The 15,023-nt window shown below is 68.9% G+C and carries 9 protein-coding genes; 1 reads left to right on the top strand and 8 read right to left on the bottom strand.

The features are described 5' to 3' along the window. Positions 1-22: 22 nt before the first annotated feature. Positions 23-2,494 carry a zinc-dependent metalloprotease gene (locus ACI2KI_RS06550; protein WP_404618548.1) on the top strand — a complete coding sequence of 824 codons (2,472 nt, stop codon included), beginning with the start codon at positions 23-25 and terminating at the stop codon, positions 2,492-2,494. 19 nt (positions 2,495-2,513) lie between these two features. Here the strand turns inward: ACI2KI_RS06550 and ACI2KI_RS06545 are convergent, their stop codons facing one another. From ACI2KI_RS06545 to ACI2KI_RS06510, 8 genes are all read right to left on the bottom strand, one after another. Continuing rightward, positions 2,514-3,635, bottom strand: coding sequence for a P1 family peptidase (locus ACI2KI_RS06545; RefSeq protein ID WP_404618546.1), 1,122 nt, complete (start codon positions 3,633-3,635; stop codon positions 2,514-2,516). Continuing rightward, a complete protein-coding gene (locus ACI2KI_RS06540) occupies positions 3,632-5,248 on the bottom strand; it encodes an ABC transporter ATP-binding protein (RefSeq protein WP_404618544.1) in 1,617 nt (538 codons plus the stop codon). Before ACI2KI_RS06540 ends, ACI2KI_RS06545 begins: the two co-directional genes overlap by 4 nt. 2 nt (positions 5,249-5,250) lie before the next feature. Further along, entirely contained in the window at positions 5,251-6,105 is an 855-nt protein-coding gene (locus ACI2KI_RS06535; protein ID WP_404618542.1) for an ABC transporter permease, read from the bottom strand. Next, complete coding sequence (locus tag ACI2KI_RS06530; protein WP_404618540.1) at positions 6,102-8,681, bottom strand: ABC transporter substrate-binding protein; 2,580 nt, start codon at positions 8,679-8,681, stop codon at positions 6,102-6,104. Before ACI2KI_RS06530 ends, ACI2KI_RS06535 begins: the two co-directional genes overlap by 4 nt. A gap of 114 nt (positions 8,682-8,795) precedes the next feature. After that, complete coding sequence (locus ACI2KI_RS06525) at positions 8,796-9,650, bottom strand: phosphatase PAP2 family protein (RefSeq protein ID WP_404618538.1); 855 nt, start codon at positions 9,648-9,650, stop codon at positions 8,796-8,798. Between the two features lie 23 nt (positions 9,651-9,673). After that, the gene (locus ACI2KI_RS06520; RefSeq protein ID WP_404618536.1) at positions 9,674-11,254 is read right to left on the bottom strand and encodes an alkaline phosphatase D family protein; all 1,581 of its coding nucleotides are present in this window, start codon (positions 11,252-11,254) and stop codon (positions 9,674-9,676) included. Positions 11,255-11,334: 80 nt separating this feature from the next. Further along, a complete protein-coding gene (locus ACI2KI_RS06515) occupies positions 11,335-13,554 on the bottom strand; it encodes a TonB-dependent receptor (RefSeq protein ID WP_404618534.1) in 2,220 nt (739 codons plus the stop codon). Between the two features lie 28 nt (positions 13,555-13,582). Continuing rightward, on the bottom strand, positions 13,583-14,902 hold the full coding sequence (locus ACI2KI_RS06510) for an aspartate aminotransferase family protein (RefSeq protein WP_404618532.1): 1,320 nt from the start codon (positions 14,900-14,902) through the stop codon (positions 13,583-13,585). Between the last annotated feature and the right edge of the window lie 121 nt (positions 14,903-15,023).

Genomic DNA, 15,023 nt, shown 5'->3' with positions numbered 1-15,023 from the left:
AGTCAACCGCGGGGGGCGGCTCATGTTGCGCACGGTTCTGCTGGCGAGCGTCGCCGGTTTGGTTGTGGCCGCCGGGACGGCGCCGGTTCTGGCGCAAACGGGAAGCCCCGCCGCCGCCGCGTCGTCAACGTTTGCCTGGCAGGACGGCCTGTTCGGCGTTAAACTGGACCGCCAGAAGGGCAAGGCGACGGTGCGTCTGCCCGCGCCGGGCGCGGACGGGGTTCTGGGCCGCTATCTCTATCAGCCGGGACTGTCGGCGGGGTTGGGCATGGACGGGGCCGGGCTGGACCGCTCCGGCCTGGGGCAGGCCCAGGTCGTGGCCTTCCGCAAGGTGGGCAATCGCGTCTTCGCCGAGTTCGAGAACACCCGGTTCCGCGCCGTGGACGCCGACCCCGATCAGGTGAACGCGGTCGCCGCCTCCTTCGCGCCGTCGGTCGTCTGGTCCGGCGAGGTGGTCGAGACGGGGGCGGACGGTTCGGTCAGCGTCGACCTGTCGGGCTTTCTGGAGCGCGACGCGGTCAACGCCGTCGGACGCCTGAAGCGGGCGCGGCTGGGCACATTCAAGGCGGCGCCGACCCTGGGCTACCTCGCCGCCGATCAGACCCTGGTCTTCCCGGACAATGTCGAGTTCCAGACGGTCCAGACCTTCACCAGCGATGAGCCGGGGCCCGAGCTGTCGCGCGTCGCGCCGGAGTCGCGCTCGGTCACCCTGGCGGTGCGCCATTCCTTCATTCGCCTGCCGGACGACGGCTTCCAGACGGTGCTGCATGACCCGCGTTCGGGCACCTCGGCCCAGGTCATGGTGACGGACTTCGCCGCTAATCTGGATCAACCGGTGGTCAGCCGTCTGGCCCGTCGTTTCCGTCTGGAGAAGACCGATCCGACCGCCGCGCGCTCGACGGTGAAGAAGCCCATCGTCTTCTACGTGGACCGCGCCGCCCCGCCCGCCATCCGTCAGGCCCTGATCGAGGGCGGCAACTGGTGGGCGCAAGCCTTTGACAAGGCGGGATACATAGACGCCTTCCGGGTCGAGCTGCTGCCTGAAGGGGCGCACCCGATGGACGCGCGCTACAACATCGTGTCGTGGGTCCACCGCGAGACGCGCGGCTGGTCGACCGGCACCAGCGTCAACGACCCGCGCACCGGCGAGATCGTGCGCGGGGTGGTGCAACTGGGCTCGCTGCGCGACCGTCAGGACAAGATGATCTTCGAGGGTCTGGTCGGCGCCGACCGCGCCGGCACGGGCGGCGAGGACGATCCCGACCGTCTGGCCTATCAGCGCCTGCGTCACCTGTCGGCGCACGAGATCGGCCATGCCCTGGGCATCGCCCACAACTTCGCCGCCTCGACCTATGAGGACCGGGCCTCGGTCATGGACTATCCGGCGCCCTGGGTGATCGCCGATGGCGAGCGTCTGGACTTCAGCCGCGCCTATACGACCGGCGTCGGCGCCTGGGACCGCTATGTGGTGGACTGGCTCTATGGCGATGCGCCGGGGCAGGACGCGGTGGCGCGTCGCGCCGGACTGGCGGCGGAGGCTCAAGGCAAGGGCTATCGCTTCGTCAACGACACCGACACCCGGCCGCTCGGCAGTCTGCAGCCCTACGCCGCCATGTGGGACAACGGGACCGACCCGGTCGCCGAGTTCGCCAATGTCATGGCGGTGCGGCGCATCGCCCTGTCGCGCTTCGGCCTGGCCAATCTGCCCGCAGGCGCGCCCGCAGCGGACCTGCGCCGCGTGATCGTGCCCATCTACCTCTATCACCGCTATCAGACCACGGCGGTCGGGCGCCAGATCGGCGGCGTGGACTATGGCTACGCCATCAGCGGCGACGGTCATGAGCGGGCCGAGGTCGTGCCTGCCGACAAGCAGCGCGCGGCGCTGGAGGCCCTGATGCAGGCGCTGTCGCCGGCCGAGCTGGACCTGCGCGACGACCTGATCGACCTGCTGTCTTCGGCCCAGTCAGGCAATCCCGACCGGCAGATGCAGATCGAGCTGTTCGAGGGCAAGACCGACGCCGTGTTCGACCCGTCATCGGCCGCGGCGGCGGCGTCCGAGGTGGTGTTCGAGACCCTTCTGGCGCCTGAGCGGCTGAACCGTCTGGTCGAACAGCAGCGTCTTGATGCAGGGCAACTGGGCCTGACCGAGGTGCTGGACCGGACCGCGACGGCAGTGGGGCCGGGGGGCGGCCTCAGTTCGCGTCAGGCCGAGCTGCGCCGCGTGACCCGGGCGCGCTACGCCGCCTATCTGGCCGCTTTGATCCAGGGCAAGGACCTGTCATCCACGGCCCAGGGCGCGGTGCGCGACAGCGCGCGCCGCTTCGGCGAGCAGTTGAAACGCTGCCGCGGCGACCGGCTGGAAACGGCCCAGTGCGCCTGGCTGGCCGATGCTCTGACCGGGCCGGTCGAGGGCCTGAAGGCGCTCAGCGAGACCCTGCCGGTCGCCCAGGCCGTGCCGCCGGGCGCCCCGATCGGCGGCGGCGAGTGGCATTGAACGACCGGCTGGCGGGGGCTTAACGCTCCCGCCAGGTCTTGCCCGTGACGCCCTCATAGTTGGTCGCGTGATAGACGCCGCGCGCCACCGCGCGGGCCAGGACGTCGGCGGCGACGTTGCCCAGTTGGGCCACTGCGACCTGACGCATGGCCGGGTTGTCGATGACCTTCTTGCCGGTGGACAGACAGAACAGAGTGTCGCCGTCGAACGGCGCGTGGGCGGGGCGGATGGCGCGCGCCATGCCGTCCTGGGCCATGATGGCCATGCGCTGAAGCTCCACGCGAGTCAGGGCGACGTCGGTGGCGATGCAGGCGATGGTGGTGTTCTCGCGCGGCTGGGGCCGGAACTTGGACAGTCCCCAGTCCTCGGCCGAGGCGTGCAGGCCGGATGAGCCGAGGCCGCCGAACTCGTCGCCGATCTCATAAGGCGCGGCCCAGAAGGTCTTGCCGCCCGGCGCCACGACCGAGCCGACGCTGTTGACCGCGACGATGGCGCCGACCGTCCAGCCGGAGGCCATGACGGCCGAGGCCGAGCCGATGCCGCCCTTCAGCGCGCCGGCCTCGGCGCCATAGCCCGCGCCGGCGGTGCCCAGGTCGAAGCGGTCGCCGGCTGCCTCGAGCGCCTGAACCGACAGGCGACGATAGGGCGGCTCCATTTCCCACTTCTTGTTGCCGCCGTTGGCCAGATCATAGAGGCAGGCGGTCGGGATGATGGGCGAGGGGGGCACGCCCGGCGCGCCGCCCATGCCGTAGCCGCGCCCGCGCATCCCCATCCAGGCGGCGACGCTGTCGGCCGAACCCAGACCGTAGACCGAGCCGCCCGACAGGATGATGGCGTCCACCTCCTGCACCAGGTTTTCGGCGCGCAGGACGTCCGTCTCGCGCCCGGCGGGGCCGCCGCCGCGCACGTCCACGGCGGCGACGGCGGGCTTTTCGGCCAGGATGACGGTGACGCCGGTGCGGACGCCTGCGTCGTGCGCCTGTCCGACCTTGATGCCCTCGACGTCGGTGATGAGGTTCAGCGGCCCGGTGCGGCCGGAGGCGCGGGCGGCGCTTTGGGCGGCGGGTTTGGCGCTGGCGGCGCCGGCGGCGGAGGCTGCGGCGCCGATCAGGGCCGAGCCGAGGACGGTTCTGCGGTTCATCCGGCGGTTTCCTTTTCCAGAGCGTGATTGCGGACCAGATCCGGCGTCGCCGCCAGAAGTTTCTGCGTATAGGGGTGCGAAGGGGCGGCGAAGACGGCGGCGGTGTCGCCCTGTTCGACGATCTTTCCGGCCTGCATGACCAGCAGGCGATCCGTCACCGTGCGCACGACGCTGAGGTCGTGGGTCACGAACAGATAGGACAGGCCGAGCCGGTCTGACAGGTCGGCCAGCAGGTCCAGCACCTGGGCCCGCACCGAAACGTCCAGCGCCGAGACCGCCTCGTCCAGACAGATGACCGAGGGCTCGGTGATCAGGGCGCGGGCGATGGCGATGCGCTGGCGCTGGCCGCCCGAGAACTCGTGCGGATAGCGGTCGGCGGCGCTGCTGCTTAGACCCACGCGCTCCAGCATTTCATCGACGCGGCGGCGGGCCTCGGCGGGGGTGGGTTTGGCGTCCAGCAGGTGGAAGTTTTCGGCCACCAGATCGCTGACCTTCCAGCGCGGGTCGAAGCTGCCGTAGGGATCCTGGAACACCACCTGGATGTCGCGGCGGATGGATTTCAGCGCGGCGCCGCGCGCGGCGGTGATGTCGCGGCCCTTGACCCGGACACGGCCGCCTTGCGGGGTTTCCAGGGCGAGGATGGCGCGCAGCAGGGTGGACTTGCCGCAGCCGCTTTCGCCGACCAGGCCGACGCTCTCGCCCGGCTGGATCGACAGGCTGACCTGATCCACGGCGCGAAAAGTGTTCGACCTGCCGAACAGGGCGGGCGCGCCGCCGTATTCGCGCACCAGACCCTCGACCTGAAGCACGGGGGCGGCGTCGGCCTGGGGGCGCCTGTGGCGCGTCGGGGTGTGGGTGGCGTTGGCCAGCAGGCGCTGGGAATAGGCGTGGGCCATGCCGGTGCGGATGCGGCTGACCGGCGCTTCCTCGACCAGTTCGCCGTCCTTCATCACCGCCACGCGGTCGGCGGTTTCGGCCACGACGGCGAGGTCGTGGGTGATGAGGATCAGGCCCATGCCGTCCTCGCGCACCAGCCGCTTCAGCAGGTCCAGAACCTGGGCCTGCGTCGTCACGTCCAGCGCCGTCGTCGCCTCGTCCGCGATCAGCAGTTTCGGCGTCAGGGCGATGGCGATGGCGATGGCCACGCGCTGCCTCTGGCCGCCCGACAACTCGTGGGGATAGCGGTTCAGGGGGAAGCGTTCGGCGGGCAGGCCGACCCGGTCCAGCACGGAACGGGCGACGCAGAGGGCTTCCTTGCGCGAGGCCTTCTTGTGCAGGCGGACCGTCTCGGCGACCTGATCGCCGATGGTCATGACGGGGTTCAGGGCCGTCATCGGCTCCTGGAAGATGATGCCCACGTCGCGGCCGCGCACCTGCTGCATCACGGCGTCGGGCGCGTTCGAGACGACCTGACCGTTCAGACGGATCTCGCCCGTCAGGGTCGCCCGCGGCGGCGTCAGGCCCAGCACGGCCAGGGAGGTCATGGACTTGCCCGAGCCGCTCTCGCCGACAAGGCCGAGGATTTCGCCGGGGGCGACGGACAGGCTGACATTCTTCAGGATCGGCGTGGAGCCGATCGACAGGCTGAGGTCGCGGATGTCGAGGACGGTCATGGTCAACGCTCCCGCCGCACGCGCGGGTCGAACAGGTCGCGCAGGCCGTCGCCGGTCAGGCTGAGACCCAGCACGGTCACGAAGATGGCCACGCCCGGCATGATGGCCAGCCAGGGCGCGAAGCCGATCATGGTCTGGGCCTCGGCCAGCATCCGGCCCCAGCTGGGCGCGGGCGGCTGGGCGCCCAGGCCGACATAGGACAGCCCGGCCTCGGCGACGATGCCGACGGCGAACTGGATCGCGGCCTGAACCACCAGCAGGCTCATCAGATTGGGCAGGATATGCTGGAGCGAGATCAGGGCCTTGGACTTGCCCGCCGTGCGGGCGGCCAGGACGTATTCGCGGGTCCACAGGCCCTGCGCCGCGCCGCGGGCGACACGGGTGAAGACGGGGATGTTGAAGACGCCGATGGCGATGATCGCATTGATCGCGCCCGGCCCCATGACAGCGGTGATCATCACGGCCAGCAGCAGGGCGGGGAAGGCGAAGATCAGGTCGTTGCCGCGCATGACCAGTTCGTCGATCCAGCCGCCGCGCGCCGCCGCGGTCAGGCCTAGCGGCGTGCCTATGCCGACACCGATGCCGACGGCGACGAAGGCCACGATGAGGGAGTTCTGCGCCCCCGCCATGATCATCGACAGCACGTCGCGGCCGAAGTGGTCGGTGCCGAACGGGTGGGCGGCGGAGGGCGCGGTCAGCTTGGCGGCGATGTCCACCGCCTCGACGTCATAGGGCGTCCAGACGAGGGCGAGGAGGGCGGTCAGCAGGACGACGGCGGTCAGCGCCGCGCCGACGATTAAGGACAGGGGCCAGCGCACGCGGGGCTTGGCGGCGGTGACGGTAGGGGCGTCGGTCATGCGCGGCGTCCCCTCAGGCGCGGATCGGCGAACAGATAGGCCAGGTCGATCAGGAAGCTGACCAGAACCACGGCGAAGACCAGCACCACCACCACGCTCTGAACCACGATCAGGTCGCGCTGGGTGATGGCCTGGAAGACCAGACGGCCGAGGCCGGGCAGGGAGAAGACGTTCTCGATGATGATGCCGCCCGCCAGCAGGAAGGGGAACTGAAGGCCGAGAATGGTCAGGACCGGGATCCAGGCGTTGCGCAGGGCGTGCCGCCACAGGGCCTGATTGACGCTCAACCCCTTGGCGCGGGCGGTGCGGACATAGTCCTCGTTCATCGTGTCGAGCAAGGCGGTGCGCAGGACGCGGGCGAGGATGGCGGCCTGCGGCGCGGCCAGCGCGACGGCGGGCAGGATGAGGGCCTTGAAGCCGGGCCAGAAGCCGGCGCTCCAGCCGGGGAAGCCGCCGGCTGAGAACCAGCCCAGGTTCACCGAGAACAGCAGGATCAGCAGCATGGCGATCCAGAAGTTGGGCAGGGCGACGCCGACCTGGGTCACGCCGATCAGGCCGGTGTCGACGGCGGTTCCCCGGCGGCTGGCGGCGGTGACGCCGATGGGCAGGGCGACCAGCAGCGACAGGACGGTGGCCATCAGGGCCAGCGGCGCCGACACCGCCAGACGTTCCGCGATCAGGCCGCCGACCGGCACCTGATAGGTGTAGCTGGTTCCGAACTGACCGGTCAGCAGGTCGCCGAGCCAGGCGAAGTAACGCTCAAAGCCCGAACCTTCGAGGCCCATCTGCTGGCGCAGGGCGTTGATGGCCTCCGGGCTGGCGTTCAGGCCCATCATGTAGCTGGCCGGATCGCCAGGCACGACCTGCAGCAGCAGGAAGATGACCACGGTCGCCGCCAGCAGGGTCAGGGCGTGGCCGCCCAGCTTCTTCAGCAGCCAGGCCGCGCCGAAGCGCCAGGCGACGAAGGCCAGCAGGGCGACGCCCGCGATCAGGCTGATCCAGCCCCAGGGCAAACCGCCGCCCGCGCGCTCGGCGCTGGCGGATGCAGCGGCGCCCGCGCCGGTCCACCAGGCGCCGGTGACGTCGTTGGCGGCGATGGGGCCGTTGATCCACAGGCCGTTCACGTCCGCCTTCCACACGCCGATGCGCGAGGACTGGAACAGGAAGCCGTTGACGGCGTCATCGGCGATGCGGCGTTGCAGGTCGCCCAGAAGGCGGTTGCGCGTCGGCTCGTCCGGGGCGGCGTTCACCTGGGCCAGCAGGGCGTCGAAGGCGGGGCTGTCGTAGCCGAAATAGTAGTCCTTGCGGCCATAGATGTCGTAGTCCATCGGCTCGACGTGCTCGACGATGGTCAGGTCGAACTGGCGGCGCTTGAACACCTGATCCAGCCACTGGGCCCATTCAAGGTTCTCGATCCTGGCGCGGATGCCCGCCTGGGCCAGCTGCGAAATCAGCACCTCGCCGCTGCGCCGGGCGTAGGGGCGGGGCGGCAGGCGCAGGGTCACGTCGATGCCGTTGGGATAGCCCGCTTCGGCCAGTAACTGACGCGCCTTGGCCGGGTCGTGCGGGGACAGGCCGGTCAGGTCGACATAGCCCGGCGCCTGACGCGAATAGTGGCTGCCGATCGGCTGGCCGAAACCGAACATGGCCCCCTGGATCAGGGCCTCGCGGTCGATGGCGTAGGACAGGGCCCGGCGCACCCGCACGTCGTTGAACGGCGCCCTGGTGTTGTTGATGCCCAGGATGACCTTGCCCTCGGATGCGCCGACGACGACGCGGAAGCGCGGGTCGCGCTGGAACTGGGCGACGTTTTCGGGCGCGGGATAGTTGGGGAAGGCGTCCACGTCGCCGGCGCTGACGGCGGCGAAGGCGGCGGTCGGGTCGCTGATGAAGCGGAAGACGACGGTGTTCAGGCGGGGCGCGGCGCCCCAGTAGCCGTCACGGCGCACCAGCGTCAGCTGACTGCCGCGCTGCCAGCTCTGCAGCTTGAACGGGCCGGTGCCGACCGGGGTGACGGCGTTGGTCGCGGCGCTCTTCGGCGAGACCATGACCGCGTCGCCCCAGGCCAGGACATAGGGCAGGGTGGCCATGGGTCGCGACAGATGGATGCGGATCGTGGCGGGATCGATGACCTCGACGCTGCGGATCGGCGCGAACAGGGCCTTCTGCGCGTTGGTCGAGCCTTCGGCCGTGATGCGGTCCAGCGAGAACTTCGCCACCGAGGCGTCGAAGGGCGAGCCGTCCGAGAAGGTGACGCCGCGCCTAAGGTGGAAGGTCCAGGTCAGGCCGTCGGGCGCAGCTTCCCACGATTCCGCAAGGGCGGGCGCAACGATCCCGGTCTGCGTCAGCCTGGTCAGGCCCTCGAAGACGTTGGCGTAGACGACTTCATCCACCGCCGCCGCCGCGCCCGAGGTCGGGTCGAGGTTGGGCGGCTCCAGCGGCAGGCCCAGGATCAGGCGGTCCCGGGCGGCGGGCGTCTGGGCGTGGGACGGGGCGCCGTGCAGGGCGAGCGAAAGGGTCAGCGTCAGGGCAAACAGCAGCCGCGCCGCCAGCCCGCGTCGCGTCCGCCCGATCACCGAAGTCCTCGCCCCTGTTCTCGTCACCTTGCCTTGATCTCCCCCTCGGCGACGCGGCCGATCTTTGTCAGCCTACGTCATGGATTTCCAATCACGCCATCGAATACGCGCGCCTCACCACGGCTGGCGCGCCAGCGAGGCGGGGCAGGCGGCCGTGGCTTCGCTAGCGGCGGCGCGGGCGGCCTCGAACTCGACCTTGGCCTTGGCGAAGTCGGCCTGGAAGACCGGGTCTGCTTTCAGCCGGGTGACGATGGTCGCGCCGACGATACGGCCCGCCTCGACGTCGCTGGGATAGTGGACGCCGCAGACCGCACGGCTTTCGCCATAGGCCAGGCCGCGGCGCAGGATCTGATCGGCGCGGTCCGGCGCCAGTTCGGCCAGCACAAGGGCCCAGGCCCAGCCCAGGGCCGAGTGGCCTGACGGATAGGAACCGCTGGCCGCCAGCCAGCTTTCCGGCGCGATGCAGGTCGGCAGGGATTCGACCACGAAGGGACGCTTGCGGAAGTAGCCCTTCTTGGCCGGCGTCTGGATCATCTCCAGATCGCCCAGCATCTTGCCCATCAGCAGGGTGAGGGTCGGCATCTTTTCGGGCTCGAACTTGAAGCCCAGGGCGCAGTCGAAAGCGCGCGGCGCGCCCGGCGTCTCAATCTCGTTATCAGCGCGGGCGATGACCCAGCGTTCGGTCCCTTCGAGTGACCGCATCTCGCGATAGGCGGCGATGTCGGCCTGTTCGCGCAGCGAGCCCTCGGCGGGCGGCGGCGGCAGGAAGTTGGCGGCGTTGGGCGTGTTCTCGGCCGTCAGATAGCCGTGCGGATGATCGCGGAAGCCGGTCCAGAAGGCAGCGGGCGCCGGCGTCTCGAGGGCGGCCGTTTGAGGCGCAACCGCGCCGGCGCAGCCGCCCAAAGCCCCGCTCAGGGCCAGAGCCAGGCTCATCGCGACGAGAGAGGAGGCGAGGCGCGGCTGGGTCATGAGGAAGCTCCGGTGGAAGGGGATCATGCGGCGACGGCGCCGGGGCGACCCGACTCCACGGTCCAGGATTTCAGGGTCGACAGGCTGGCCCTGGGATCGCGCACGTCGCTGATGACCTGATAGCGCGTGTCCATGCGGTCGGGGCGCACGTCGATCGACATATAGCCGCGCGGGCGGCTGTCGAAGAACTTGATCTGGGGATTGTTGGGCATAACGGCCATCAGGCCGTCGTAGCTGGGGCCGGTCGAGGTGATGGAGGTGCCGACGAACTCGGTGGCCACGGTGGCCGACGACGGGTCGCGGCTGTCCAGCTTCACGTCATTGGTCCAGAAGGAGTGGTAGTCGCCGCTGAGGACCACGGGATTGGACGGCTTGAGCTCGGAGAGGGCCGAAGTCAGGCGGTCGCGCGCGGCGGGGAAGCCGTCCCAGGTGTCGGTCCAGTAGCGGTTCTCCTCGGCCGGACTGCGGGCCAGACGCAGGCCCGCCATGACCAGGTTCTGGCCCAGGATGTTCCAGCGCGCCTCGGCGCGGGCCAGGCCGTCGTAGAGCCAGCGCTCCTGCTCGAAGCCGAGGAAGGTGCGCGACGGATCCATGCGGTCGGTGCAGGTCGCGTCCGTGACGATCTGGCCCTTGCCGCCGTTGGCGCCGTCGCTGCACGGCTGTTTCGAGCGGTACTGGCGGCCGTCCAGCATGAAGAACTCGGCCAGTTTGCCGTAGCGGACGCGGCGATAGATAGGCATCTGCATCGCGGCGCTCAGGCGCGTGCGGCGGATCGGCATGGCCTCGTAGAAGGCCTGATAGGCGGCGGCGCGCCGCTGCAGGAAGTCGGTCGGGGCGACGCCCGAGACCTTGGACCAGACGCCGGAATAGTCGTCCTGAACCTCGTGGTCGTCCCAAACGGCGAGGCAGGGAGCGGCGGCGTGCAGGCGCTGCAGGTTGGCGTCGGTGCGGTGCAGGGCGTAGCGGTTGCGATAGCCCGCCAGGGTCGTCGCCTCTTCCAGATTGTAGGGACGCACGACCTGATCGGCGCGGTCCGGCCCCAGGCTGTATTCATAGATGTAGTCGCCCAGGAACAGGGTCAGGTCCGGCGCCTCGTCGGCCATGTGGCCATAGGCGCTGAAATAGCCGCGCTCCCAGTGCGAGCAGGAGGCGACGGCCAGGCGCAGGCGGTCGGCCTGGGCGTTCGGGGCGGGCGTGGTCAGGGCGCGGCCGGTCGGGCTCTGCTGACCCTGGGCGGTGAAGCGGTACCAGTAGGGGCGGCCGGGGGCGAGGCCCGCGACCTCGACATGCAGGCTATGCGCCGCGTCGGCCGAAGCGGCGGTGTCGCCGGCGGCGACGATGCGGCGGAACTGGTCGTCGGCGGCGACTTCCCAGCGCACGGGAACGGCGGCGGACAGGCCGCCCAGACCGTCGGCGGCCAGGGGATCGGCGGCCAGGCGGGTCCAGATGACGAAGCCGTCGGGGGCGGGATCGCCGCTGGCGACGCCGAGCGGGAACAGATAGGCGCCGCCCGCCTGGGCCCGACCGAAGCTGAGCACGGCGGGCGCGACGACCAGGCCCGTCAGCAGGGCGCGGCGATCAAGGCGGGAGGACGGGAAACGCATGAAAACAGACGGGTCCGGGGGAAGCGGGAAAAGGCGGGGGCGAGCCGGCCGAAGCCGACCCGCCCCTTCGGGGGAGAGGGTTAGAAGTCCATCGACAGGCGCACGCCGTAGGTGCGGCCCTGGCTGGGCGAGGTGGTCGGACGGGCCGAGCCGTTGAAGCCGTTGCGGGTCTCTTCGTAGTAGGTGTTGAAGAGGTTGCGGCCCCACAGGCCCACGCGCCAGTTGGCGCCGGTCGGGGCGACGCTGAAGTTGGCGTTCCACAACCAGTAGGCGTCGATGATCGACGAGGAACTGACCGAATAGAGCTCGTCGCGATAGTTGTAGTTGGTCTCGGCGCGCAGGTCCCAGCCGGCCAAGCCCCAGTCATAGGCGATCGAGCCGCCGTAGTTCATCTTGGGGAAGGACAGGCGTTCGCCGGAACGGTCGTTCGAGATGATGACGTCCCAGGGGCCGTTGACCGGGTTGGCGGCGTCGGTCTTGGCGCCGTCGATGGCGAAGTATTCGTCATACTCGCCGGTCTTGTAGCCGATGTTCTGGCTGATGGTCAGGCCGTCCAGCGGCACCCAGGTCAGCTCGATCTCGCCGCCCATGATGTGCGACTTGGGCACGTTGGTGATCTTGCCCAGGCGGCCGGTGATCCGGTCGTATTCCAGGCCCTGAACCTGCTGGTCCTTGTAGTCGTAGTAGAAGAGGGCGCCGTTCAGACGCAGGCGGCGGTCGAACAGGTCCGACTTGATCCCGGCCTCATAGGCGATGACGATTTCCGGCTTGAAGGGGGTCGCCGAGGTGGCGTTGTAGGTGGTGAAGCCGCCCGATTTCACCCCGCGCGCCACGCTGGCGTAGAACAGGGCGTCGTCGGTCAGCTTGTATTCCAGACCCAGACGGCCGGAGACCTCGTTCAGGTCGGTGTCGTAGCTGGTCGTCGGCGGGGGCGGGTTGGGAGCCACGAAGGTGCCGCCGCTGTCCAGGGTCCGCTCCTCGGTTTCCCAGCGCAGACCGGCGATCAGGTTGAGCTTGTCGTTCACCTGATAGGAGTTGTGGGTGAAGATCCCGAAGGCCGATACCGACTGACCGTAGCCGGTGTTGATCAGGTTCGGGTTGCCTCGGAAGTTTGTGTAGAAGCCGCCGTCGATGCTTTCGTCGGCATAGTGGGCGCCGACCATCCAGCTGAGCGGGCCGTCGTCATTGGAGCTCAGACGCAGTTCCTGAGCAAAGACGTCGATGTCGTTGTAGAAGAAGACGTTCGACTCGTTGAAGCGCGTGCCGTCCCAGTCGTTGAACTCGCTGCGCGAGAAGGTCTGATAGGCGGTGATCGAGGTCAGGTCAGCCCAGCCGAGATTAGCCTTGATGCGGGCGCTGACGTCAAAGCCATCGTTGTCGCGGAAGGGCTTGGCGTTCAGGCCGACCCCGGCCACGGCCGCCATGGCCGGCGAGATGCCCCAGCCGGTGATGCGCCAGGCGGTGTCCTTGGGATAGGTCACGGCGCCGCCCGAGACCGCGTACGGGCCCAGCAGGCGGAAGCCGCGGCCATCGGACTTGTCGATCGAATAGGTGGCGGCCAGGTCGACGGTGACATCTTCGCTCGCGTCCCAGGTCAGGCGGCCGCGGAGGGCGGTCTTGTTCAGGTCGCCCAGCTTCTCGCCGGTGTCGCGGTGATACTGCCAGGCGCCGCCCTGTTCGGTGACGGCGGCCAGGCGGCCCAGCAGGTTGGGCGCGATCTGGCCCGAGACATAGCCCTCGACCTTGTAGCGGTCGAAGGTTCCGTATTCGGCGTTGAAGCCGGCGCGGAAGTCGGCCGTCGGCGCGTTGGTGATGATGTTGACGGCGCCGCCGGTGGTGTTGCGGCCATAGAGGGTGCCCTGCGGGCCGCGCAGCACCTCCATCCGGGCGATGTCGAACAGGGCGCCCTGCGTTGTCACCGTATAGGGGTGGGCCACTTCATCGACGTAGATGCCGACGGTCGAGGCGTTGTTCGAGGAGTATTCGCGCGCGCCGATGCCGCGGATACGGAACTGGGGCTGACCGCCGCCGAACTGGCTGTCGACCTCCATATTGGGGACGGCGTTCTCCAGATCGTTGACGACCGAGATGCCTTTTTCGTCCAGTTGCTCGCCGCCGATGACGCTCAGCGAGACGCCGACGTCCTGGCTGGCCTGTTCGCGGCGTTGAGCAGTAACAATGATTTCGCCAATCGTCGTTGCGTTTTGATCATTGTTATTTGAAGTGGATTGAGCGGATGCGACAGACGATGCGGCAATCGTCAGGATGCTGATGGAAGCGCTGAGCAGTAACTTGTTCATATTATCCCCCTCGTCGTCGGTGCTAGATTTATGGCGTACGACGAATGATCTGTGACAGGTGATCGATAAGCTCATCGATCTGCGCGCGGCTGATAATCAGCGGAGGCGACAGGGCGATGACATCTCCGGTCACGCGGATCAGAATTCCTTCGTCAAAGGCGGTGTGGAACACTTCCATCGCCCGGGCGCCGGGCGCGTCGGGGCGCGGCACCAGCTCGATGGCCGCCACCATGCCCAGGTTGCGGATGTCGATGACGTGCGGCAGCCCCCTCAGACTGTGCACGGCCTCTTCCCAGTAGGGAGCCAGTTCGGTCGCGCGCTGGAATAGGCCTTCGTCCTCATAGACGTCCAGCGTGGCGAGCCCGGCGGCGGCGGCCAGCGGGTGGCCCGAATAGGTGTAGCCGTGGAAGAACTCGATGCCCGGCGCGGCGGCCTGATTGACCACGGCGTCATAGATCTCGCCGCGTACGCCGACCGCGCCCATCGGCACGGCGCCGTTGGTCAGGCCCTTGGCGCAGACCAGCAGGTCGGGAATGACGCCGAGGGTTTCGGACGCCGTGGCCCCGCCGATGCGGCCGAAGCCGGTGATGACCTCGTCGAAGATCAGAAGAATGCCGTGGCGGGCGGTGATCTCGCGCAGCCGCTCCAGATAGCCGACCGGCGGGACGATGACGCCCGCCGAGCCGGACATGGGTTCGACGATGACGGCGGCGATGGTCTCGGCCCCGTGCTCGGCGATCAGGATCTCCAGTTCATCGGCCAGGTGCGCGCCCCAGGCCGGCTGGCCGCGCGAGAAGGCGGCTTCTTCCAGGTTCAGCGTGTGCGACAGGTGGTCGACGCCCGGCAAGGTCAGGAAGCCGCGTCTGTTGTTCTCCAGGCCGCCGACGGAGATGCCGCCGAAGCCGACGCCGTGGTAGCCCTTCTGCCGTCCGATCAGACGGGTGCGGTTCTCGAAGCCGCGCGCCCGCTGGCAGGCGAGGGCGATCTTCAGGGCGCTGTCGACGCCCTCCGAGCCTGAGCCGGCGAAGAAGACGTGGTTGATGTCGGCGGGGAAGAGCATCCCCAGACGGGCGGCCAGTTCGAACACCAGGGGGTGCCCCAGCTGGAAGGTCGGGGCGTAGTCGAGGACCTCGGCCTGATGCTGGATCGCCTCGACGATCGGCTTGCGGGCGTGGCCGGCGTTGACGCACCACAGACCGGCGGTGCCGTCGAGGATCGGGCGACCGTCCGGGGTGAAGTAGTGCATGTCCCTGGCCGAGGCCAACAGCCGCGGATGCGCCTTGAAGCTGCGGTTCGCGGTGAACGGCATCCAGAAGGGATCAAGGTCGTTGGCGGCCCGTGCGGTCATGCAGACATCCTTTCAGAACGCCCAGTAGTCGATGAATGTCAGGGGAAAGGAAGCCTGTTATTCGCGCGCCGTAAGTCTTTGATTTTTTGAGACTTGAACCTTGCGCGATCAGGAAATTGGG

The sequence above is a fragment of the Brevundimonas sp. NPDC046655 genome (genome assembly GCF_044901625.1).
GTDB lineage: Bacteria > Pseudomonadota > Alphaproteobacteria > Caulobacterales > Caulobacteraceae > Brevundimonas.
This window is presented reverse-complemented; position numbering and strand designations above follow the sequence as displayed.

Excerpts from the sequence above, each read along its gene's own strand:
- ACI2KI_RS06515 (WP_404618534.1), bottom strand. The coding sequence starts at position 13,554 with ATGAACAAGTTACTGCTCAGCGCTTCCATCAGCATCCTGACGATTGCC.
- ACI2KI_RS06520 (WP_404618536.1), bottom strand. The coding sequence starts at position 11,254 with ATGCGTTTCCCGTCCTCCCGCCTTGATCGCCGCGCCCTGCTGACGGGC.
- ACI2KI_RS06510 (WP_404618532.1), bottom strand. The coding sequence starts at position 14,902 with ATGACCGCACGGGCCGCCAACGACCTTGATCCCTTCTGGATGCCGTTC.
- ACI2KI_RS06545 (WP_404618546.1), bottom strand. The coding sequence starts at position 3,635 with ATGAACCGCAGAACCGTCCTCGGCTCGGCCCTGATCGGCGCCGCAGCC.
- ACI2KI_RS06525 (WP_404618538.1), bottom strand. The coding sequence starts at position 9,650 with ATGACCCAGCCGCGCCTCGCCTCCTCTCTCGTCGCGATGAGCCTGGCT.
- ACI2KI_RS06535 (WP_404618542.1), bottom strand. The coding sequence starts at position 6,105 with ATGACCGACGCCCCTACCGTCACCGCCGCCAAGCCCCGCGTGCGCTGG.
- ACI2KI_RS06550 (WP_404618548.1), top strand. The coding sequence starts at position 23 with ATGTTGCGCACGGTTCTGCTGGCGAGCGTCGCCGGTTTGGTTGTGGCC.
- ACI2KI_RS06540 (WP_404618544.1), bottom strand. The coding sequence starts at position 5,248 with ATGACCGTCCTCGACATCCGCGACCTCAGCCTGTCGATCGGCTCCACG.